Raw genomic sequence first — 20,574 nt, forward strand, 5'->3', positions numbered from 1 at the left:
GGCTCGCCGCGCGAAGATCGCCGGGGTTGCGGGAAAACGGTCGCGGAGCTACCTGAGGGATAGCGGCGGCCGGGGCGTTGCCGCATGGCGAGGAGGTGTCGGTGCGTTCGGTGTTCGACGTGTCCTATCAGGAACTTCCGGCATCCGCGCGAGACCTGTACCGGACGCTGGGCCTGCATCCGGGAGTGGAATTCCACCTGACCGCGGTGGCCGCGGCGGCCGGGTTGAGCACCGCCGCGCTGCGCGAGCCGCTGGACGCACTGCTCAACGCGAACCTGCTCCAGGAGGTGTGCGCCGATCGCTACCGCTTCCACGACTTGGTCCGGTTGCACGCCGGGGAAAGGGCCGAAGCGGAGCACTCCGCCGAGCAGCGCCGCGAGGTGGTGCTGCGCGTGGTCGAGCACTACATCCGCCGCACCGCAGCCGCGGCCGATCTGTGCACCCCGCACCTGCGCGGCGCGGCTTACGACTTCACCTTCCCCGCAGCGGATTCCGCCGCGTTCGCCGGTCACCGCGAGGCGCTGGACTGGCTGGAGCAGGAGCGTCCCAGCCTGGTCGGCGGAGTGCGCGCCGCCGTCGGCCACGGACTGCCCGCTGCGGCCTGGCACCTGGGGTACGTGCTGTGGCCGTTGTTCCGGTACCGCGGCCACCACGCCGACTGGCGGACCGTGGACGAGTTGTGCCTCGCCGCCGCCCGCGAACTCGACGCCGCCGAGAAGGAGGCGCGCACCGCGCGCAGGCTGGCGATGCTGCACCACCGGCGCGGCGCGTGGCCGGAGGCCGCGCGCCTGCTGGAGCGGTGCGGTGAGCTGTTCGCCTCCCTCCGCGACACCTACGGCACCACCGACGCCCACGACGCCCGGGCGGTTCTCGCGCTGGCACAAGGTGATCCGACTGCGGCGCGGACGCTGGCGCTGCGTGCCGAGGCGGGTTTCCGCGAGCTCGGCTTCCCGCGCGAAGCGGCGTTGTCGTTGCTGCTGGCCGGACAGGCGGAGATCCGGACCGGCTGGGTCGCCACGGGCCTCGACCACCTGCGGACCGCCGAAGCCCGGTTACGGGAGTCCCGCGACGTGGACCCGTTCAACGCGACGCGCGCCCGGATAGCGCTCGGCTCCGGGCTGGTGGCCGCCGACGAGCTCACCGAGGCGTCCGCCGCACTCGACGACGGGCTGGCCGAGATGACCGAGCTCGGCTCCCTGACGGGCCGGGCGCTCGCGCATCACGGGCTCGCCGAACTGGCCGCCGCACGGCGGGATCCGGCCGCCGAGCAAGTGCACCTCGCCGAAGCGGTGCGGTTGTTCGACCACGAGGGCGACGCCGCCGCGGAACCGCTGCGCGACCGGCTCACCGGCCCCACCGGCCCAGCGGACCCGTGAACGCCTCCTAACGGAGTCGGCTCGGCGCAGCGGTATTCGCTCAGTCCGCCATGAACTCCTGGAGTTCGGCGAGCACGCGGTCCGGCTGCTCGTCGACGATGAAGTGGCTCGCACCGGGAACCCAGCGCAGATCCATCCGCGCGGCGTACTTCTCGTAGCCCTCCAGCAGCAGCGGCGAGATCGCCGGGTCCGCCGTGCCGAACACCAGCCGCGCCTTCGTCGACATCGGTGTCCGCCGGTACTTCCCACGGCGCACCGCGGGCAACTCCCGCAGCAGGAACGTGCGGTACAACGCCACCGACGCCCGCGCCCGCGCGGGATCCCGCCAGCGGTCGGCGAACGCCGCACGTTCCGGCGCGGACAGCGCACCGCGCTCGACGGTGCCGAGGATGCCCCGCGAAATGAACGGAGTCCGCCGGATCAGCAGCGCTCCCAACGGTGAACCCACCACCACCTGGTACCAGAACCGCCACAACGTGCGCACCGCCGCGGGCGACATCGACGGCCACGGGTGGGCGATGTTGAACGCCAGGAACCGATCGAACCGTTCCGGCGCGCGCATGCACGCGAGGAACCCGACCCAGCCGCCCCAGTCGTGCCCCGCCAACCGCACCCGGTCGAGCTCCAACGCGTCGAGCAGGCCGATCAGGTCGGCGGCGAGGTTGTCCTTGTCGTATCCGGTGGCGGGAGCGTCGGTCCAGCCGTGCCCGCGCAGATCGGGGGCGATGACCCGGTACCGCTTCGCCAGTTCCGGAATCTGGTGCCGCCACAGGTACCAGTGCTGCGGCCACCCGTGCAGCAGCACCAGCGGCGGCCCGGCACCGGCCTCCGCCACGTGCACCCGCAAACCTCCGACCTGGACGTACCGATGCGTCACACCGGGCACGTCCAGCGCAGCCGGTTCCACCACCAGCTCACCTCCCCGCAAGACCATCGGGTACCCCACCACACCCCGCCCCCGATGCCAACACGCGACGACACCACGCCGCCTGCTCGACCGAACGGCGCAGCCCCATAGCCCGGTCGCGCGCTTCCGGAACGACCGAACGCCCGTCTTTTCGACGACTGCGAACAAGCCGCCGGAGAACGGGCGAACATCCGCCACGGCCCGCCCCGTCACCCCATAGACTGACGCCGGTCGTTCGGGGAGGAGTACAGCGGGTGGAGTGGCAGTTCGGTCCCTATCTGGTCCAGGGCCTGATCGCGCGGGGCGGAATGGGGGAAATCCTCCGCGCGCACGACACCCGGCACCAACGGCAGGTGGCGCTGAAGGTGATCGCCGAGCGATACGCCGGTGATGCCGAATTCCGCCGTCGGTTCCAACGGGAGGCACAGGCCACCGCGCGCCTGCGCGACCCGCACGTCATCCCGATCCACTCCTACGGCGAGATCAACGGCAGGCTGTACCTGGACATGCGCCTGGTCGACGGCTCCGACCTGGCGACGCAACTCGACACCTACGGCCCGATGAGCCCGGAACGGGCGGTCGTGCTCGTCGAGCAAGTCGCGCACGCGCTGGACTCGGCGCACGCCGACGGGTTGGTGCACCGCGACGTGAAGCCGTCGAACGTGCTGGTGAGCAGCAGCGGATTCGCGTACCTCGTGGACTTCGGCATCGCCTACGCCGCGAGCGCGGGGACCGCCCTGACCTCCACCGGGATCACCGTGGGCACGCTGGCGTACATGGCTCCCGAACGGTTCGGGGAGGCTCCGGCGGATCCGCGATCGGACGTGTACTCGCTGGCGTGCATGTTCTACCAGTGCCTCACCGGGCGGAAACCGTTCCAGCGCGACGCCACCGTGGCGATGATCAACGCGCACCTCAACGACGATCCGCCGCGCCCCGGCGCCACCGCCCCGCACCTGGGTTCCGCCTTCGACTCCGTCATCACGCAGGGCATGGCCAAGCAGCCGCGGCACCGGTTCGCCTCCGCGGGCGAACTGGCACGCGCCGCCCGAGCCGCACTGGACGCCCCGCGCCCCGCCGCCCAGCAGGCCACCGCCGAGTCGACCGCCCCCGAGCAGGCGCCGCGGCGCCGCGGCCGTTGGCGAGTCGGTGCCGCGCTGGGCGTGCTGCTGCTGGCGGGAGCCGTGGCCGGGTGGGCGGCCGTCACCTGGAACGGCACGGCGACCTCAGCGGACACACCGGTTCCGTCGTCCCCGTCCAACCCCTCGTCAGCACCCGACCTCGGGCTGACCGTTCCGGTGAGCGCCCCGGCCTGCGACGATGGATTCACCGTCGTCGTCGGCGCCGCGTTCGACGCGAGCACCGCGCAGCGGCTGCTCGACGAGCATCCCGGCTCCCACTACCTGCACGTTCCCACCACGCCGTGCGGGGCATCGGCGACGACCTCGAAATCCGGCAAGGACATCTACTCCGTCTATTTCGGACCGTACGCGGATCGGGCGAGCGCCTGCGCCGAGTGGGCCTCGGCCAGCGCCCAGGCCGACGACGCCTACGTCAAGCAGCTGAGCGCCACCTCCGGCGGAGCCGCAGTCATCTCCTGCGGTTGAGGGACCCTTGCAGAGCAGCCCGCGCGGCTGTCCGGGTAGGAACCTCAGCGGCTTCCTCGCCGCGGTACGACGACCGCACGATCTTTCCGCCGGGGTCCTGGGCCGCGCCTGATTGGTCCGTCCGCCGGTTCCGATGGCGCAGGCCGCTGGGCCAGGCGGCGGTGATCCCGAATTTCCCGCCACGGGCGCCGGAACGGGCTGCTAGAAAGGTTTGCGAGCGCGCAACCGGGGGACGCACGGTGGACATCGACCGGACGCGGCGAGACCTCACCATCTTCGCCGATTACCACAGCTTCGAGGTCCGCGACGCCCACGCGGACTACGACCTGGCCGCCATCAACGACACCGCAGCGGACCTCCAACGCGACCTGATCTCCAGCCGCGACGGCGTGGTCACCGTCGGCACCGTCCGTCGCCGGAACGTTCCGGTCACCGTCGAGATCGTCGAGGCGGCGCCCCCGGCCGACCTAGCACCCTGGGACCACGTCACCGAAGCCTCCGTCGAGATCGCCAGCGGTCAGATCCTCGTGCTCGGCGGTTCCGACAGCAGGCGCAGCGCGCACCGGTTCGACGTGCCCGTCGGCGTCTACCGGGTGCGGACCCGCTGCGAGGGGTTCGGCACGATCAGCGTGGACGGGATCAACGGCCACGACACCTACCACGTGCAGATCTGGCCGGGGTCCGCACGCCGCACGACGGTGCTGAAGCGCTTCACCGGTGGCCTCCCGACTCGCTGAGGAGCCCGTCCGGCCCAGCGGGACGGACGCCCGGCGATCCGGCGGATGCCGCGTTCACCTGATCTTCGTGCGCCACGCCGTTCACCCGACCGGGCGCATATTGCACAATGTCCCGCATGGCCAGCGATGAAAACACCGCCGACGACCGGACGACCTCGGCTGAACCGCTCACCGAGCCCGAGCGCGAGCGCGGTGAACTCGAACCGGCTGCGCCCATCGCGGAACCGACCACGGCGGAGAAGCTCCAGCACACCCGCACCGCGGGCACCTGGGCCGCGGTCGTCGTCGCCACCATCGCGCTGATCGTGCTGCTGGTGTTCATCCTGCAGAACCTGCAGCCCACGTCCGTGACCTTCCTCGGCCTGCGCGGCGACCTGCCGGTCGGCGTGGCATTGCTGCTGGCCGCGGCCATCGGCGGACTGCTCGTGGCGCTCGTCGGCGCCGCCCGGATCCTCCAGCTGCGGCGCACCGCCGGCCGCCGCAACCGCTCCGCCACCCGCTGACCCGGCGCGGTCGCCCCGACCGGATCGGCCGCGGCCACACGAATCGGCACCTGCCAGGTCCGGCCCTTCCCGTCGCCCGGTCGGCGTACATTTGACGCGGGCGTGCGCCGAAACGCGCCCGCGCAGCATCAAGTCCGCCCCGGTTCGCCGGCCAGCAGTACCGAGAGAGTTGATCGGGTGAGTGCCCCCACGGTGACCTCGCAGAACAGCGCCGAGGGGCAGCCCGGCAGACGTCTACCCGGCGGAGCCGCCCGGTGGCTGCGCACCGCCGCGGTCATCCTCGCGGGCCTGTTGCTCTACGCGGCCTCCCCGCCTCGTGATCTGTGGTGGCTGGCGCCGCTCGCCGTCGCCGTGTTCGCCGCCGCCGTGCACGGCCGCCGCACCCGGGCCGGGTTCGGCTACGGCGTGCTGTTCGGCCTCGGCCAGATGCTGCCGCTGCTGGGCTGGATCCAGGACTTCCTCGGTACTCAGTTCGGCCCGTGGCCGTGGCTCGGCGTGGCCTTGGTGGAGGCGGTGTTCGTCGGGCTGGCAGGTGCAGGCATGGCGCGGGTGAGCCGGTTGCCCGCTGCTCCGGTGTGGATGGCCGCCGTGTTCGTCCTCGCCGAGGCACTGCGCGGCTCCCAGCCGTTCGGCGGATTCCCGTGGGGGCGGCTCGCGTTCACCCAGCCCACCGGCCCGCTGCTGCCGCTGGCCTCGGTCGGTGGCGCCATGCTGGTCACCTTCGCGGTGGCGTTGATCGGGTGCGCGCTCGGAGTCCTCGTGCTGCGGCTGCGCCAGGCCCGCACCAGGTTGATCGCCCCCGCCGCGGCGGCGCTGGTGCCGCTGGTGGCGGGCGCCGCGTTGTGGCCCACCGTCGGTGTCGCCCCGGAAGCGGGCACGGCGCGGGTCGCGCTCGTGCAGGGCAACGCGCCGGACATCGGGCTGGACCTGCTCTACGAGGACGACGTCCTGCACGACAACCACATCCGTGGTGCCCGGCAGCTCATCGACGACGTCCGCTCCGGCCGGGTGCAGCGACCGGATCTGGTGCTGCTGCCCGAACAGGTCGGCAGCTGGGGACCTACCCGATACGACCCCGAGCTGACGGCGGTCACCGAACAGCTCGGAGTGCCGGTGATCGCCGGCGGATTCGCGCAGGACTCCGACGGGACGTTCCGCAACCGCATCGTCGAGTGGGATCCGGCGCGCGGCGCCGATGAGGAATACGCCAAGCAGCACCTCGTGCCGTTCGCCGAAACCATCCCGATGCGCTCGGTCGCCCGCCTGGTCAGCCCCTTCGTGGACCGCTTCCAGCAGGACATGATCCCTGGCGAGCGCCCCGGGGTGTTGCAGGCCGGAGCGATCCGCCTCGGTGTCGGCCTCTGCTACGACGTGGCCTACGACGACGTGTTCACCGGCGCCGCCCGCGAGGGCGCCGACCTGCTGGCGGTGCCCACCAACAACGCCTGGTACGGACACTCCGAGATGAGCTGGCAGCATCTGGCGATGTCCCGGTTGCGCGCCGTGGAACACGGCCGCGCCGTGGTCGTGTCCGCGACCAGCGGCATCAGCGCGATCATCCGGCCCGATGGGGTGATCACCGCTCGCTCGGAGCAGTTCACCGCGCAGAATCTGGACGGCGAGGTTCCGCTGCGCACCGAGCGCACCCTCGCCACGACGCTCGGAGCAGCACCCACCTGGGTGCTCTCGCTCCTGGGCGTCGGCGCCCTCGCGGCCACCGTGCGGCGACGCACTCACGACAAGAACTGACACATCCGGTCACACGCCACTTCCCTGGGGGACGTGTGGCTCGAAGGAGGATCGCTATGACGGACCGGCACGCCCCCGATGATGAGGCGGGGCCGTCCGGCTCGGCTCTGGTCGTCATCCCCACCTATGACGAGCGGGAGAACCTGGAGCCGGTCGTGCAGCGGCTGCGCGCCGCGCTGCCCGCCGCGCACGTGCTCGTCGTCGACGACGCGAGCCCCGACGGCACCGGTGAGCTCGCGGACGAGCTGGCCGCCGCCGACGAGCGGGTGCACGTGTTGCACCGCAGCGACAAGGCCGGTCTCGGCGCGGCGTACGTCGCCGGGTTCGACTGGGGGTTGACCCGCGACTACGCGGCGATGGTCGAGATGGACGCCGACGGCTCGCATCCGCCGGAGGACCTGCCCCGGATGCTGGCGATGCTCGGCCCCGGCGGCACCGGCGCAGACGTGGTCATCGGCTCCCGCTACGTTCCCGGCGGCCGGGTCGTGAACTGGCCGTGGCACCGGCAAGCGCTGTCCCGAGGGGCGAACCTGTACTCGAAATACGCGCTGGGCGTCCCGATCAACGACAGCACCGCCGGTTTCCGCGCCTACCGCAGCCACGTGCTCACCGAGCTGTCCCTGCACAACATCGCCTCACAGGGCTACTGCTTCCAGGTCGACCTCACCCTCCGCGCCGTGGAAGCGGGCTTCACCGTGGTCGAGGTCCCCATCACCTTCACCGACCGAGAGTTCGGCGAGTCCAAGATGAGCCCCGACATCGTCCGCGAAGCCCTCCTCCGAGTGACCAAGTGGGGCCTACGCCGCCGAACGAACCAACTACGATCCCTCTTCCCCCGCACCTGAACCAAAAGCACCCAGCGCGAGCGAAGCCCCGCCTGCCTCGCGGCCGAAGGGCCGTGCCTTGCGGCGAGAAGCCGTGCTTTCGGCGGCGAAGCCCGCGAAGGGCGGGCGAAGCCACGCCTGCCTCGCGGCCGAAGGCCGTGCCTCGCGGCGAAGCCGTGCCTGCATGTGCGAAGCACATAGCCCACGTCAAAAAGCCGACCACCCGCGGGTTCTCAGTGGCTTCCTCGCGAGGACAGCTTTTTCCCTCGTGGCGGAGCCACTCGGGAAAAAGATCCCGCAGCGAGGAAGCCACTGAGGTTCCGCCACCCGACCCCCAAAGCAAAAAGAGCCCGAAAACAAGACAAAGACGCCTGGGCTTCCCCGCACGGAGGCCCAGGCGTTCGGTGTGCTCACCCGCGAGTCGCGGGGGTGCTGTTGTTGCTCAGGCGGAGTGGCTGCGCCGGCCGCGCAGCACTTCCAGCCGCTCGTTGAGCAGTTCCTCCAGTTCGGGGATGCTGCGGCGTTCGAGCAGCATGTCCCAGTGGGTGCGCGGCGGTTTGGCCTTCTTCTGCTCCGGCTCTGATCCATCGATGATCTTGGATTCGGAGCCGTGCAGGCGGCACTCCCAGGTCGGCGGGATCTCGGCGTCGTCGGAGAACGGCACCTCGAACTCGTGATCCTTGGGGCAGGCGTAGCGCACCGTCCGGCGCGGTGCGAGGTCGTGGTTACGGTCGGTCTCGTAGCTGACCGCTCCGAGCCGGCTGCCACGCAGAACGCGATCGGCCATGACGGTTCCTTTCACTTCGGCCCGGAGCGAGTCCGGACGGGTTTTGCTCACCGAGTGCAACGACGGAAAGACCGTCGCATGTTCCCGGCACGGGGCTTGTAGTTGCCGTCGGTGACTTTCTTCACTCGTCAACGACGTTGTCCCCTCTAGAGATGCAAGCAGGGCGCGTTTGTGACGCGTTCTCCTTCTTGCAACCTAGAGGTTCCACCGAACGGGTGATAGTGCCAGACAACTGGTAACCAAGGGCAAGCTAACCTTCACTCTCTTGCGAAAATTGGAAGCGAGATCACCGGTCCATCCGAGCGGCCGATTGAGCCTCGATCACGTTGTGTGTCTAACCCTGGCCCTGTGATGCTGCGACGCTGAGTACCGGCATATGCCAATCATGCCGGTGTCTTCACCAAATCGCATCACCGGCACGGACGAACGTAGGGGCCTCCACGAACGCCGTTCACACTCGTTCCGGCGGCCGGTTTCCGACCGCCTCGATCGCCCGCCGCACCGGCACCATCGAGACCAGTACCAAGCCGACGACGAAGAAGACGACCAGCGAGATGATCGCCAGCCGGAACGATCCGGTGGCCTGACCGACGCCGGCGAAGACCAACGGGCCGAGCCAGGACGTGGAGCGCTCTCCGACCTCGTACAGCGAGAAATACTCGGCCTCCTTGCCCTCCGGCACCATCTGGCTGAACAGGGAACGCGACAGCGCGTTGGTGCCGCCGAGTACCAGGCCGATCCCGACGGCCAGCCCGTAGAACTGGAACTGCTGGCCCGCTTGGACGAAGTAGGCCGCGGCCAGCACCCCGACCCAGACCACCAAACTGATCATGATCGTCTTCTTCGCGCCGATCCGACCTGCCAGCAAGCCGTGCAGCACGCCGCCGATGAAAGCGATGAACTGCACGATCAACAAGGTGATGATCAGCGACTCCTGGGGCAGCCGCAACTCAAGGTCACCGTACTGAGCGGAAACCTGGGTGACCGTCGCGATCCCGTCGGTGTAGATCATGTAGGCGCCGAGGAACGCCAACGTCAGCGGGAAACTCCGAGCCTGCTTGATCGTCGAGCCCAGCTGCTTGAACCCGGCGGTGATCACCGAGGCGCCCCGTTCACGCCCCTCCGGCGCGTGGTGCCTGCGCAGCGCCGCCAGCGGCAGCAGGGTGAACGCGGCCCACCACACCCCGGAGGACACGAACACGATCCGCACCGCGGCGTCTTCGCTGAGCCCGATCGCGTCGTGGCCGAGGTACAGCGCCAGCTGCAACGCCAGCGCGCAGCCGCCGCCGAGGTATCCGAACGCCCACCCACGGGAGGACAGGCGGTCGCGCTCATCCGCGTCGGCGATCTCCGGCAGGAACGAGTAGTACACGACCACCGACGCGCCGAAGCAGATGTTGGCGGCGATGAAGAAGACCAGCCCCCACTTCCAGTTCGACGCGTCCACCAGCCCCAGCAGCGAGGTGGCCAGCGCGCCGCCGAAGGCGAAGGCGGCGAGCATCGTCCGCTTGTTCTGGGTGCGGTCGGCGATCGCACCGGTGATCGGCAGCACGAGCACCTGCACCACCGTGGCGACCGAGAGCAGGTAGCCCCACAACGAGCCTGCCGGGAACGCCAACCCCAGCACCGAAATGTCGCAGTTGACCAGCGAATTGCCGCCAGGGCACGCACCGGTGCCGTTGCGCGCGACGTCCGCGGTGGCGGACTCGGTGGCCACACTCGTCAGGTACAGCGAGAGGAACACCGTTGTCACCGACGTCGGGAACACCGAGTTGGCCCAGTCGTACCAGCACCACCCTCGCTGCTCGCGACGTCGTCTCGCGGTGTCCGGCGCGAGACCGCCCAGCACGCTCATGCCTCTCCGTCCTCGAGTGTTCACTCATTAGGGGTAACGGGGACTGTATCGGCTCCGGATCAACGTATGGTCGCGGCGCGTTGATCTTGATGGGAGCAGCCCCCGTCACCTCCATTTCCCCAGTTCATCGCCATGATCGAGCGCACATGCGGCCGATCGGGCCACCGTCGGTGCCCCACCCCGAGGACCGCCGGCAGTTCAGGACAGGGCGTCCCCCGGCTTCGCCTTCCCGGCGCTTCCCGGTCGTGCGCCACCGGTGAACCGGTCGCCCAGCACGTCCCGCAGCACGTCGGGACGATCGGTGACCACCCCGTCGACCCCCAGGTCGAGCAGCTCCCGCATGTCCGCCGCTTCGTTCACCGTCCACGTGTGCACTTCCAGTCCCCAGCGATGCGCCATTCGCACGAACCGCTGATCCACGACACGCAACCTGCCGTGCCGCGGCGGCACCTGCGCGGCCCAACCGTCGATCCGCGAGCGCAGCCCACGACCTCCGTACCGCGACGCCCCCCACAACGTCGCCACGGTGCGCTTCCCCATCGACGTCAACAGCTCCGAGCTCCCGCCCTTGCGCAGTTCGCGCAACCGGCGATCGTCGAAGGACGCGAGGCAGACCCGATGCCACGCGTCGTGCCTGCGCACGGTCTCCAGCACCGGCCGAACCGCGGCGTCGTCTTTGACGTCGATGTTCAGCAGCGCCTGCGGGAGTTCCTCCAGGACGTCGTCGAGGCAGGCGACCGGTTCCCGCCCGCCGATGCGCGCCGACCCGACCGCCGACCACGGCAGCCGCCGGATCGTACCGCGCCCGTCCGTCGTGCGATCCAGGCTCGGATCATGGTGCAGTACGACCACCTCATCGGCCGTCGCGTGCACATCGGTCTCGATGTAGCGGTAGCCCTCGGCGACGGCGCGACGCAGCGCGCTCATCGAGTTCTCCATGTCGTGCAGGTCGCCGAGGTGCCAGCCTCGGTGGGCGAATGCGCGTGGCCAGGGTCCCTGCAGGAACGGGTGGGTCACGGAGGCTCGGGTCCTTTCACGAACCGGGGCTGTGCCGGGGGAGGTCGAGGGTCGCCGCTCCACTCTGCCCGACGTCCGGCGCGGAGCGGCACCCGCACCGGCGTGGCAATGCGATGTTCGCCGAGGGGTCGCATTACCGTTGCGCACCGTGGACAGCCCGCCCGAGATCGACTCGCTCACCACTGAGACCGCCGCCCGTGGTGCAGAACCACCGGTGACCGAATCCGGTCGTCGCCGCACGGACCGGCATTGCGCCTGGTGCGGCCGCCGACTCGCCGCCTCCGGACGGCAGGGACGGCCCCGGCTCTACTGCACGCAGTCGTGCAGGCAGCGCGCCTACGAGCGCCGCGGCGCGGTGCAGCGTTCCGGGCTGCCGGAGGACGCGGTGGTGCTGTCGGCGACGGAGATCGCCGACCTGCAGGATCGGCTGTTCCAGCTGCGCTGCGCGGCCGAGGACGTCGGTACGGCCGCCGAGGACGGGGCCGGCACTGAGGAGCTGCGCAAGATGGCGGCCGAAGTGGTCGCCGTGGCCGCGGAGCTCGAACGCCTCCGTTGAGCGGACCCGTTCCGCGCTGGTCCGCGCGGCGGAACCTTCTTGGCTTCCTCGCCGGGCCTGCGGTTCCCGAGCTATGCCACGGGGTGCCTTTGGACTCTGGCTGTTCGAACGGCTGCCGGGTCACGATCGAAGGTCGTCCGTGCGAAGGGGGTTGAGGCGTGTTCCTTCCCGCCAAGACCGTGCTGGCCGGTGTGGACGGTTCGGAGCAGTCCAGGCGCGCGGCGGCGTGGGCTGCCGCGGAGGCGGCCCCGCTCGGAGCTTCGCTGGAACTGGTGCTCGCCTACGACTCCGCGCACTATCGGACGCGGGCCGATGAGCTGGTGCGCGGCCTCGCCGCCGAGTGCCGCGAGGCCAATCCCGACCTGCACGTGCGCGCGCAGGCGGTGCTCGGAGATCCCGCCGAGAGCCTGGTGGCGCGGACCTCCGAGGTGGCTCTGGCGGTCGTCGGGTCCCGTGGTCGCGGTGCGATTCGGGGCGCGCTGCTGGGTTCGGTGAGCACGGCGGTCGCGACCCACGCCGGGTGTCCGGTGACGGTGGTTCGCGGGGCGGACGAGCTCGGTCCCGGGCCGGTGGTCGTTGGCCTCGATCTGTCGCCCGCGACCAGGCCGGCACTGCACTTCGCCTTCGACTGCGCCGACCGGCACGGGCGTGAGCTGGTGGTGGTGCAGGCGCTGCCGGACGCCTACTTCCTGCCCGCCATCCTCGGCGACGCCGAGCGCCGGCTTCATCAGGAGGACGCCGAGGAGCAGGTGAGCGGGCTGCTGGCGGTGTGGCGAGAGCACTATCCCGAGGTCGTGGTCCACCGGGTAGCGACGGATCAGCAACCGGTGGAGGCGTTGTGCGAACAGGCGCGCGGCGCGCGGTTGCTGGTCGTGGGTCATCGTTCGCGGAACACGGCGCCCCGACAGGGGTCGGTCGCGCTCGGCACGCTGCACCATTCGCCGTGCCCGGTGGGGGTCGTGGGCGATCAGGTCGAGCTGAGCCGGTAGCCGATGTTCGCGGGTCCGGCGCGACCGTGCGATACGGCCCCAGATGGACGCACCTGCCGTCAGGTCCGCACGAGTTGAGCCGACCGGGCGGGACCGGCCGTCAACGGCGACCGGCGCTCACTCGTCCACCGCGTGCACCAGCTCGATCGCCTTCGCCAGCGTGCTCAGCCGTTCGTCGAGATCATCGCCAGCCGGGTACAGCCGCACCATGTCGACCCCGGCGTCCCGCCACACCCGCAGCCGTGCGCGCACCATCGGCTCGGTGCCGATCAGCGTCGTGGCCAGCACCATGTCGTCGGTGACGAGCGCGGCCGCGCCTTCGCGGTCACCGGCCTGCCAGCGTTCGCGCACCTCCGCGGCGACCTCCGCCCAGCCTTGGCGGGCGTAGGCCCGGTTGTAGAAGTTCGTCGACGCCGAGCCCATCCCGCCCAGGCTGAACGCGAGTTCCTTCTTGCGCGCGGACACCATCGGCCGCAGCGCGTCCTCGTCGGGCGCGAACGCCACCTCCGCGCCTTGGCACACATCCAGGTCCGCACGGACCCGTCCGGCTTCCCGCAGCCCCTCGTCGAGGTGCGCGAAGTAGGCCTCTGACGCGCCCTCCGGCACGAAGCTGGTGCCGAGCCAGCCATCGGCGATCTCCCCGGTCAGCCGGAGCATCGCCGGGGAGAGCGTCGCCAGGTAGATCGGGACGGGGTGTTCGGGCCGTGCGGACAACCGCATCGGCACCGCTTCGCCCGGCAGCGGGATGGTGAATTCGCGCCCGTCGTGGGAGATCTTCTCGCCGTCGAGGGCGGCTCTGATGATCTCGACGGTCTCCCTGGTGCGGCCCCGGGGGCGCGCGAAGGGAACTCCGTGCAGGCCTTCGATCACCTGCGGCCCGGAGGCTCCCAGTCCGAGCAGGAACCGGCCGCCGGACAGGTTCGACAGGGTGATCGCCGTCTGCGCGACCGCGACGGGGGTGCGAGTGCCGACCTGCATGATCCCGGATCCGAGCAGCATCCGGTCCGTCTTCGCCGCGTAATAGCCCAGCGCTGCGGGCGCGTCGGAACCCCAGGCCTCCGCGACCCAGCACACGTCGAGCCCGAGCTTCTCGGCCTCCAGCACAAAAGCGGTCCGGTCCTCGCCGCCGGCGGAGGCCTCTACCGTCGTCGCCGTGCGCATCAGGCCGTCCGCTCGATGCGGCGCTTGAGATGTTCGAGGGTGGCGTCCATGTTCTCCGCCAGGTCGCACAGCCGCCGGTAGATGATCTTCTGCTCCTTGTCCGGCATCCGGTCGACGGCCATCGTGAGCCCGGATCTGCCCGGTCCGATCCGCACCCGGTAGGCCAGTTCGGTCCCACCGTCCTTCGGAGCCAGGACGAACCGCCAGGTCGCGTTCGGCTCGGCGGGGTCCTGCACGGCCCAGGCGAAGGCACGGCCGGGGTCGCATTCGATGACGTGCGAGGTCGTCGCCCACTCCCCCAGCACGTCGTTCCGGTTGTGGCCGCGGAACCGCGCGCCCAACACGGGGCCGCTGGCGCCGTCGAGCCACTCCACGGCGTGCAGTTCGGAGCTGGCTTCGGGCAGCCGCTCGATGTCGGACACCACCGGCCACACCTGCTCCGGGGCGGCGGCTATCCAGGTTCGCACCTCGGTGGTCGGTCTGTCCGCGAGTCGTGCACCGGTCCACTCCATGGCCGGACCCCCATTGCTTCAGACGCGTATTGACCACCAAAGTTTCAACATGAGACCGAGACTGTCAACCATTGACGACGAGTCCGGGTACGGCGGCGTTCAGTCCGGCCCGTCCGTCCCGAAGCGCCTCCGGACGTCCGGGCGCTCGGCCAGCCGGGGCGGAAACCCCGGCCCCATGCGCATCTCGCTGTCCGCGGCGCGCAACGGCCGGGAGCACTCCGCGCAGACCACCTCGGCCTGGCTGTCGCGCCCGCAAGCGTGGTGGTGGAGCGTGATCGGCGGACCGCCGTCGTCGGCGAGCCAGCGGTCGCCCCAGGTCGCCATCGCCGCCAGCACCGGGAAGAAGTCCCGTCCCTTGTCGGTGAGCACGTACTCGTAGCGTTCCGGTTCGACCTGGTACCGCTGCTTGACCAGCAAGCCTTCGTCCACCAGCAACCGCAGCCGGTCGGTGAGCGTGTTCCGCGCGATGCCCAGCTCCTGCCGGAACTCGTCGAACCGGCGGAATCCGTAGAAGGCCTCCCGTAACAGCAGCGTCGTCCAGGCATCCCCGAGCAGGTCCGCCACCCGCGCTATCGAGCAAGGCCAGTTGCCGAACGAAGCCCGTCGCATGTCCCCAACATACGCAGCGGTCATGGCGCCGGAACCGGCCTCGCCCACGTACCGGGCGGGCACGAAGACCGCTGCGCGTACGTAACATGGGCGGGCACCAGGAAGCGGGGACGTCATGCGCACCACGAGACCGATCGCACCGACCGGGGCGAGCGTCCCTGCCGGTCAGCGGCTCGGACCCGGGAACAGCACCGCAGCCGGATTCGGTACGATCACCCGCGAACCCGCGAACCCGCGAACCCGCGAACCCGCGAACCCGCGAACCCGCGAACCCGCGAACCCGCGAACCCGCGAACCCGCGAACCCGCGAACCCGCGAACCCGCGAACCCGCTCTAGCGTCGGCGGTTCCGCTCCGGGCAGCATGGGACGGTGCTCACTCGATCACCGGACGACCTCATGACCGGTGATCAGCCACCCCCTCGCGTCTCCGCCGACGAGCCCGTGCACGGCACCTTCGGGTGCGAGCGCACCGTCCTGGTCATCGCGCGCACCATCACTTCCACCGCTCGCCTGCTGGACGCGTTGCGGTTCTTCCGGGACGACTTCCGCGTGGACCTGGTCTTCACCGTCAACGACACCTCGCGGCACAGCACCGGAGTGCGCGAGTTGCTGCGCGAGGCCCGCGCCGATCGGATCGTCCCGTGGGACCAGGTCCGGAAGATCCCGTACGCGCTGGCCATCTCGGCGAGCGAGAACATCGACTTCGACGAACTCGACCCCTCCCGGCCGGTGGTGGTCCTGCCGCACGGCATCGGGTTCAACAAGTACGTGCCTGATCCGAAGACCGGCGGCACCCGGCTCGCGGGCCTGCCTCCGGAATACGCGCTGCGCACCGGGAAAGTGCTGCTGACGTTGGCGAACGAGTCGCAGCGGCGGCAGCTGCGAGCGGTACGTCCGGAGATCGCGGGCAGCACCGCGGTCGTGGGCGATCCGACGTTCGACCAGCTGCGCGCGAGCCTGCCGCTGCGGAACCGCTATCGACGGGTGCTCGGCCTGGGCGTCCGGAAGCTGGTGCTGCTGAGCTCCACTTGGCGCGAGGAGGGCCAGCTCGGCCGCCACCGCGAACTCGCCGCGCGCCTGCTGGCGGAGCTGCCTGCCGACGAGTACCAGGTGGCCTTGGCGATGCACCCGAACATCTGGTCCTGGTACGGCGAGCTGCGGGTGCGCACCTGGTTCGCGGACGCGATCGACGCGGGCCTGTTGTTGTTGCCGCCAGATGGCGGCTGGCAGGCCGCGCTGGTCGCGGCGCACCAGGTCATCGGTGATCACGGTTCGGTGAGCCTGTACGCGGCTTGTCTCGGAAAACCGTTGCTGCTGGCCACGTCCGGCGAGGAGAGCGTGCCCGGCACGCCCGTCGAGGTGCTGCTGCGCAGCGCGGACCGGCTGGACGTTCCGGGGAACTTGCCCGCCCAGCTGGAACGGTCGCGCCACGAGCACGACCCGGCCCGTTTCGCCGCGCTGGCCGAGCAGGTGTTCGCACACGTCGGCGACGCGACCCGTGTTCTGCGCGAGGTGCTCTACCGGGAGCTGGACCTGCCCGTGCCGGACGGCGAGCCGCCCTTGTTGCGTCCGCAAGACCCCGAGCCGTTCCGGGGCGAGCCCACCTCCTTCGAGGTGTTCACCGAGTTCGGCGCACCGGAGACGATCACGTTGCGCCGCCATCCCGCCGCGGTACGGCGAACCGACCGCTCGGCTGAGCCCGGGCCTGGCGTGCAGCGCCACCTCGCGGTCGACGAGGACGAATCGCGGCTGACGCGGCATCAGTCGGCCGCGGTGCTGGTGCGCGGCGCGGTATCCGATGAGCGGGACGCGCGGGTGTGGCTGGAGCAGACGGGTGTCGATTTCCCCGGATCCAGGATCCGTGCCGCCGCAACGGAAACCGGATGCGTCGCAACCGTCCGCAATGGACCGACCGTGCGCATCACGATGGATCACGACGGAACCGCGATGCAAGCGGCGTCGGCGCTGTACGCACTTGTCCTCAAAGGACTTTCCGGTGGGGGTTACACCGCGGTGTGCGGAGCGACCGAATTCCGGATGACCGTTTCCGAATTGTGACGGCCGCTCAGCCGAGTTGCGCCAGCTCAGCGCGCACTCGCGCGACGCGGGGACTGCCGAGGCTCTCGTAGACGGCGAGCGCGCCGCGCAGGTTCTCCCGTTGCAGCGCGACGTCACCACTGGCGGCGGCGACCTCGGCGAGCTTCTCCCGTGCCTGCGCCGCGTAGTAGTGGTCTTCACCGGCGGTGAGCACCGAGATCGCCTCGTGCAGGGCTTCGGTCGCGGCGTGGTGCTCCCCCAGCCGCGCGTGGGCGGCGCCGATCCCGGTCAGCGCGCGTCCGGCCATCCGCTCGTCGGGCACCTCCCTGATCAGCCGCAGTGCCTCGCGCAGCGTCTCCAACGCCTGCCTGGACCCGCCGTCGGCGTCCTGGCTGCACCCGAGGAAGTAGGTGACGAACGCCCGCCCCCGCAGGTCTTCGGCGGCGGTGAACAACTCCAGCGCCTGGCCGTACGCCTCGGTCGCCCGAGCGCCGTCGCCGGTCGCGTCTCCGTACCGGCCGACGAGTTCCCACACCGAGGCCAGCAATCGCGGGCGCCCGAGCCGCTGCGCCACCGGCAACGCGGCGTCGAGTTCCGCGCGGGCGCGGTCGAGCTCGCCGAGGTCGGTGAACGCCCTGGACACGAAGCTGCGCAACCGGGCTACGGCGTCGGGGCTCTCGTCGAGTTCCGCGGCCCGCACGCCGAGATCGGTGGCCGCGACCCACTCCAGCAGGTAGCGCCGGTTGACGTAGAGCGCGGTCATCGCTTCGGCGAGCTGCCACGCCTCGCGGTGCAGGCCACCGTCCACGGCGGACCGCAGCACCGCCGCGAGCGTCGCGCGTTCGGTGTCCATCCAGCTCGTCGCGTCCTGCTTGGCGCGCTCACCGGTGAACGGCTGCTCCTGCCCTGCGAGCAGTTCCGCGTGATCGGTGATCCGCAGCCGGCCGGGGCCGAGCATCGCGAGGTCCGCGAACGCCGCCCGGTGCAAGCAATGCCGCACGATCCGCCGCACCGCATCCGCTCGGGACTCGGCGGAGTCTTGCCGCTCGGCGCAGGCCCGCGCGTGAGCTCGCACCAGGTCGTGCATCCGGTAGCGGCCGTTGCCGTCGTCGACGACGAAGTGCGCGTCCAGCAACGCGACCAGTTCCCGGCGCGCTCGGGCCGGGGCATCGGCCACGGCGCGCACCAGCTCCAGATCGAACTCCCCGACCGGGAGCAGCCCGAGCCGCCGGTACAGCCCGGCGGGCTCCGCAGGCAGCATCCGGTAGGCGACGTTGAACGGCGAGGTCAGTTGTGATCCGTCCGCGTGGTTCTCCTCGACCAGCTCCGCGACGCGCAGGCTCGGATGTTCGCGCAGCGCGGCGGCCATGATCCGCAGCATTTCCGGGAATCCGCCGCAGAGCCCGGCGAGTTCCCGCATCGCCGCCGGTTCCTGCTCGGCTCGGCGCACACCGCACATCGCCTGCATCAGCTCGCTGCCCGCCGCGTCGCCGAGCGGCGCGATCTCGACCACCGACGCTTCGTCGAGCAGCAGTTCGCTGAGCCGCCGGTTGCTGGTCACCAGAACCGAACTGCCCGGCGCCTTCGGCACGAACGGCGCCACCTCGGCCGGTTCTGCCACATCGTCGAGCAACACCAGGACCGGGGACTCGCTGGTCCACGTCTGGTAAAGACCGGCGCGTCCGGCGAGCGTGGAGGGCATCACCTTGTCCTGCACGCCCAACGAACGCAGGCAATCCGCGAGCGCGTCGCTCACGGCGGCGCCGTCGGGTCCGCGCAGCTTCGCGAAATCCACGAACAGCTCACCACCGGGGTAAGCGCCGAGTTCCCCGGCCACGTGCCGGGCCGTCGCGGACTTGCCCACTCCGGGCAGTCCGGTCAACATCACGATCTTCGAGCCGCTGGTCCCGTCGCTGTGCGCGAGCAGCTCGCGCGTCCGGGTCCGTTCCCGCTCGCGGTTGACGAACTCGATGGTCAGCGGATGGATCTCGCGGGGCACGCGCACCGGTGTCGCACCGATGTAGGTATCGCCGTAGTGCGCGCCCGTCTGCACCACCGGGCCGGCCGCCGTCCCGGACACGGAGTTGGCGCTCTCGGGCCGATCGTTCATGCGCCCATCCTCATCACCCGGCGGTAGTCGGCTCCCCACGTTACGCGAGGTCGCGGTGAAGATCAGCCGGAATCGCCCACGTCGTTCACCGTCCCTGGTGGGGGATGCGGACGGTGCCGAGCCGGGTGCTGTTGAGGGGCGCACCGGTCATGCCCGGCGCGGTGCGACCCGGCAATAGGCGGGACGCGCCGAGCGCCCCGACTCACCCCGGGCGCAGGTCGGTGATCAGCCACCGTGGACCGGAGCGTTGCGCCCGCACGACCAGCCGGGCACCGGAGGCGCTGGTCCGGCCGGTGTCCGCGCGAGTCGCGGACTGGTCCAGGAACACCAGCAACTCGGCTCGACCACCGTCCAGGGCGGTGACCCCGCTGCGGACGACCCGGGTCACCAGCCGGACGCGCTGCGCTTGCCCCTGGTCGCGCACCGGCCGGATCAGCTCCTCGTAGCGGGCGACGGCGGGTCCGGTGAACAGTTCCCGGGCCGCCGAAGCGCCGTCCTGCGGGCGTGGGAAGTCGTAGGAGAACGCTCGTTGCAGCCCGTCCCGCACTGCGGTGGTGACCTCCTCGGTGCCCGCGAGGTCCACCACGGCGCGATCGGACACCTCGGCGTTCAGCCGCAGCGCGAGGGCCGCCGCCGACGACCAGAGGCCACACGCCACCAGCACCGCCGCGAGCACCACGATCACTCGCCGGGCGGTGGTGGGGCTCGGCAGGTCGTCGCCGTTTCGGCTGTGCCGCAACCGTGTCATGCCGCCCCCAATTCCACGGGAGCCAGCGCGCTGAGGCGCCAGCCCTGCGGGGTGCGGGTCAGTTCGGCCTCCATCCTGCCTGCGGTGATCTCCGGTTTCGCCCCGTCGCGCACGACCTCGGTGTCGACGGCGGCGATGACCGTCGCCGATCGCTCCTCCAGGTCCGTCACCGCGAGGTGCACGACCCGTCCCGTCGTGCCCACCGCCTGCTCCCGCAGGCGCGGCACGGTCGCCGGATCGGTGAACTCCTCGTGCAACGGCCCCGTGGAGGCGGCCAGCCAGCCGCGCACTCCGGCGTCCACCGCTCGTCGATCCAAAGTGGTCAGCGTCTCGATGGAATCCCGTGCCTGCGCGAGGACTTCCGCACGATCCGCGACTCGACGCACCTGCGGATCGTGCTCCGCCGACCACCAGGACCAGCCCGCGGCGGTCGCGAACGCGACCGCCGCCACCAGGACCGCCACAACGGTGACGTGCCGCATCGATCTG

At 70.7% G+C, this 20,574-nt stretch carries 19 protein-coding genes; 9 read left to right on the top strand and 10 right to left on the bottom strand.

The annotated features are described in order from the left end of the window. Nucleotides 1-101 precede the first annotated feature (101 nt). A complete protein-coding gene (locus H2Q94_RS16245) occupies nucleotides 102-1,376 on the top strand; it encodes a hypothetical protein (protein WP_243787982.1) in 1,275 nt (424 codons plus the stop codon). Nucleotides 1,377-1,416: 40 nt separating this feature from the next. On the opposite strand, the gene H2Q94_RS16250 is transcribed toward H2Q94_RS16245, so the two are convergent. After that, the gene (locus H2Q94_RS16250; protein ID WP_243787983.1) at nucleotides 1,417-2,310 is read right to left on the bottom strand and encodes an alpha/beta fold hydrolase; all 894 of its coding nucleotides are present in this window, start codon (nucleotides 2,308-2,310) and stop codon (nucleotides 1,417-1,419) included. A gap of 227 nt (nucleotides 2,311-2,537) precedes the next feature. Between H2Q94_RS16250 and H2Q94_RS16255 the strand changes: the two genes are divergently transcribed. The 5 genes from H2Q94_RS16255 to H2Q94_RS16275 all read left to right on the top strand — a co-directional run bounded on the left by H2Q94_RS16255 (nucleotide 2,538) and on the right by H2Q94_RS16275 (nucleotide 7,724). After that, complete coding sequence (locus tag H2Q94_RS16255) at nucleotides 2,538-3,890, top strand: serine/threonine-protein kinase (protein ID WP_243787984.1); 1,353 nt, start codon at nucleotides 2,538-2,540, stop codon at nucleotides 3,888-3,890. A 239-nt stretch (nucleotides 3,891-4,129) separates the two neighbouring features. Next, nucleotides 4,130-4,627 carry a hypothetical protein gene (locus H2Q94_RS16260; RefSeq protein WP_243787985.1) on the top strand — a complete coding sequence of 166 codons (498 nt, stop codon included), beginning with the start codon at nucleotides 4,130-4,132 and terminating at the stop codon, nucleotides 4,625-4,627. 116 nt (nucleotides 4,628-4,743) lie between these two features. Then, a complete protein-coding gene (locus tag H2Q94_RS16265; protein WP_243787986.1) occupies nucleotides 4,744-5,130 on the top strand; it encodes a LapA family protein in 387 nt (128 codons plus the stop codon). A 177-nt stretch (nucleotides 5,131-5,307) separates the two neighbouring features. After that, on the top strand, nucleotides 5,308-6,879 hold the full coding sequence (gene lnt / locus H2Q94_RS16270) for an apolipoprotein N-acyltransferase (RefSeq protein WP_243787987.1): 1,572 nt from the start codon (nucleotides 5,308-5,310) through the stop codon (nucleotides 6,877-6,879). Nucleotides 6,880-6,935: 56 nt separating this feature from the next. Then, nucleotides 6,936-7,724 carry a polyprenol monophosphomannose synthase gene (locus H2Q94_RS16275; RefSeq protein ID WP_243787988.1) on the top strand — a complete coding sequence of 263 codons (789 nt, stop codon included), beginning with the start codon at nucleotides 6,936-6,938 and terminating at the stop codon, nucleotides 7,722-7,724. Between the two features lie 421 nt (nucleotides 7,725-8,145). Here the strand turns inward: H2Q94_RS16275 and H2Q94_RS16280 are convergent, their stop codons facing one another. From H2Q94_RS16280 to H2Q94_RS16290, 3 genes are all read right to left on the bottom strand, one after another. Further along, complete coding sequence (locus H2Q94_RS16280; protein ID WP_184479487.1) at nucleotides 8,146-8,490, bottom strand: RNA polymerase-binding protein RbpA; 345 nt, start codon at nucleotides 8,488-8,490, stop codon at nucleotides 8,146-8,148. A gap of 451 nt (nucleotides 8,491-8,941) precedes the next feature. After that, nucleotides 8,942-10,345, bottom strand: coding sequence for an MFS transporter (locus H2Q94_RS16285; protein WP_243787990.1), 1,404 nt, complete (start codon nucleotides 10,343-10,345; stop codon nucleotides 8,942-8,944). A 198-nt stretch (nucleotides 10,346-10,543) separates the two neighbouring features. Then, nucleotides 10,544-11,362: a glycerophosphodiester phosphodiesterase family protein gene (locus H2Q94_RS16290; RefSeq protein ID WP_243787992.1), complete on the bottom strand. Its 819-nt coding sequence runs from the start codon at nucleotides 11,360-11,362 to the stop codon at nucleotides 10,544-10,546. Nucleotides 11,363-11,576: 214 nt separating this feature from the next. Between H2Q94_RS16290 and H2Q94_RS16295 the strand changes: the two genes are divergently transcribed. Both H2Q94_RS16295 and H2Q94_RS30715 read left to right on the top strand, forming a co-directional pair. After that, nucleotides 11,577-11,918, top strand: a complete 342-nt coding sequence (locus H2Q94_RS16295; protein ID WP_243795746.1) for a hypothetical protein — start codon at nucleotides 11,577-11,579, stop codon at nucleotides 11,916-11,918. Between the two features lie 158 nt (nucleotides 11,919-12,076). Further along, on the top strand, nucleotides 12,077-12,907 hold the full coding sequence (locus tag H2Q94_RS30715; protein WP_309501037.1) for a universal stress protein: 831 nt from the start codon (nucleotides 12,077-12,079) through the stop codon (nucleotides 12,905-12,907). A 117-nt stretch (nucleotides 12,908-13,024) separates the two neighbouring features. Here H2Q94_RS30715 and H2Q94_RS16310 read toward each other — a convergent pair whose 3' ends face one another. The 3 genes from H2Q94_RS16310 to H2Q94_RS16320 all read right to left on the bottom strand — a co-directional run bounded on the left by H2Q94_RS16310 (nucleotide 13,025) and on the right by H2Q94_RS16320 (nucleotide 15,189). Then, nucleotides 13,025-14,068, bottom strand: a complete 1,044-nt coding sequence (locus H2Q94_RS16310) for an LLM class flavin-dependent oxidoreductase (protein WP_243787994.1) — start codon at nucleotides 14,066-14,068, stop codon at nucleotides 13,025-13,027. Then, nucleotides 14,068-14,580 (bottom strand): SRPBCC family protein, encoded by a 513-nt coding sequence (locus tag H2Q94_RS16315; RefSeq protein WP_243787995.1) that lies wholly within the window; start codon nucleotides 14,578-14,580, stop codon nucleotides 14,068-14,070. The genes H2Q94_RS16310 and H2Q94_RS16315 overlap by 1 nt, the downstream gene beginning before the upstream one ends. 99 nt (nucleotides 14,581-14,679) lie before the next feature. Further along, nucleotides 14,680-15,189 carry a winged helix-turn-helix transcriptional regulator gene (locus H2Q94_RS16320; protein ID WP_243787997.1) on the bottom strand — a complete coding sequence of 170 codons (510 nt, stop codon included), beginning with the start codon at nucleotides 15,187-15,189 and terminating at the stop codon, nucleotides 14,680-14,682. Nucleotides 15,190-15,559: 370 nt separating this feature from the next. Between H2Q94_RS16320 and H2Q94_RS16325 the strand changes: the two genes are divergently transcribed. Continuing rightward, nucleotides 15,560-17,248 carry a hypothetical protein gene (locus tag H2Q94_RS16325; RefSeq protein ID WP_243787999.1) on the top strand — a complete coding sequence of 563 codons (1,689 nt, stop codon included), beginning with the start codon at nucleotides 15,560-15,562 and terminating at the stop codon, nucleotides 17,246-17,248. A 7-nt stretch (nucleotides 17,249-17,255) separates the two neighbouring features. Here the strand turns inward: H2Q94_RS16325 and H2Q94_RS16330 are convergent, their stop codons facing one another. The 3 genes from H2Q94_RS16330 to H2Q94_RS16340 form a co-directional block, all read right to left on the bottom strand. Next, on the bottom strand, nucleotides 17,256-19,337 hold the full coding sequence (locus H2Q94_RS16330) for an NB-ARC domain-containing protein (RefSeq protein WP_243788001.1): 2,082 nt from the start codon (nucleotides 19,335-19,337) through the stop codon (nucleotides 17,256-17,258). A 202-nt stretch (nucleotides 19,338-19,539) separates the two neighbouring features. Then, nucleotides 19,540-20,085, bottom strand: a complete 546-nt coding sequence (locus tag H2Q94_RS16335) for a hypothetical protein (protein ID WP_243788002.1) — start codon at nucleotides 20,083-20,085, stop codon at nucleotides 19,540-19,542. Beyond that, a complete protein-coding gene (locus tag H2Q94_RS16340; RefSeq protein ID WP_243788004.1) occupies nucleotides 20,082-20,567 on the bottom strand; it encodes a hypothetical protein in 486 nt (161 codons plus the stop codon). Before H2Q94_RS16340 ends, H2Q94_RS16335 begins: the two co-directional genes overlap by 4 nt. Nucleotides 20,568-20,574 lie beyond the last annotated feature (7 nt).

The sequence above is a fragment of the Saccharopolyspora gloriosae genome (genome assembly GCF_022828475.1).
Lineage (GTDB): Bacteria > Actinomycetota > Actinomycetes > Mycobacteriales > Pseudonocardiaceae > Saccharopolyspora_C > Saccharopolyspora_C gloriosae_A.

Excerpts from the sequence above, each read along its gene's own strand:
- H2Q94_RS16250 (WP_243787983.1), bottom strand. The coding sequence starts at position 2,310 with ATGGTCTTGCGGGGAGGTGAGCTGGTGGTGGAACCGGCTGCGCTGGAC.
- H2Q94_RS16265 (WP_243787986.1), top strand. The coding sequence starts at position 4,744 with ATGGCCAGCGATGAAAACACCGCCGACGACCGGACGACCTCGGCTGAA.
- H2Q94_RS16275 (WP_243787988.1), top strand. The coding sequence starts at position 6,936 with ATGACGGACCGGCACGCCCCCGATGATGAGGCGGGGCCGTCCGGCTCG.
- H2Q94_RS16280 (WP_184479487.1), bottom strand. The coding sequence starts at position 8,490 with ATGGCCGATCGCGTTCTGCGTGGCAGCCGGCTCGGAGCGGTCAGCTAC.
- H2Q94_RS16285 (WP_243787990.1), bottom strand. The coding sequence starts at position 10,345 with ATGAGCGTGCTGGGCGGTCTCGCGCCGGACACCGCGAGACGACGTCGC.
- H2Q94_RS16310 (WP_243787994.1), bottom strand. The coding sequence starts at position 14,068 with ATGCGCACGGCGACGACGGTAGAGGCCTCCGCCGGCGGCGAGGACCGG.
- H2Q94_RS16315 (WP_243787995.1), bottom strand. The coding sequence starts at position 14,580 with ATGGAGTGGACCGGTGCACGACTCGCGGACAGACCGACCACCGAGGTG.
- H2Q94_RS16320 (WP_243787997.1), bottom strand. The coding sequence starts at position 15,189 with ATGCGACGGGCTTCGTTCGGCAACTGGCCTTGCTCGATAGCGCGGGTG.
- H2Q94_RS16330 (WP_243788001.1), bottom strand. The coding sequence starts at position 19,337 with ATGAACGATCGGCCCGAGAGCGCCAACTCCGTGTCCGGGACGGCGGCC.
- H2Q94_RS16335 (WP_243788002.1), bottom strand. The coding sequence starts at position 20,085 with ATGACACGGTTGCGGCACAGCCGAAACGGCGACGACCTGCCGAGCCCC.
- H2Q94_RS16340 (WP_243788004.1), bottom strand. The coding sequence starts at position 20,567 with ATGCGGCACGTCACCGTTGTGGCGGTCCTGGTGGCGGCGGTCGCGTTC.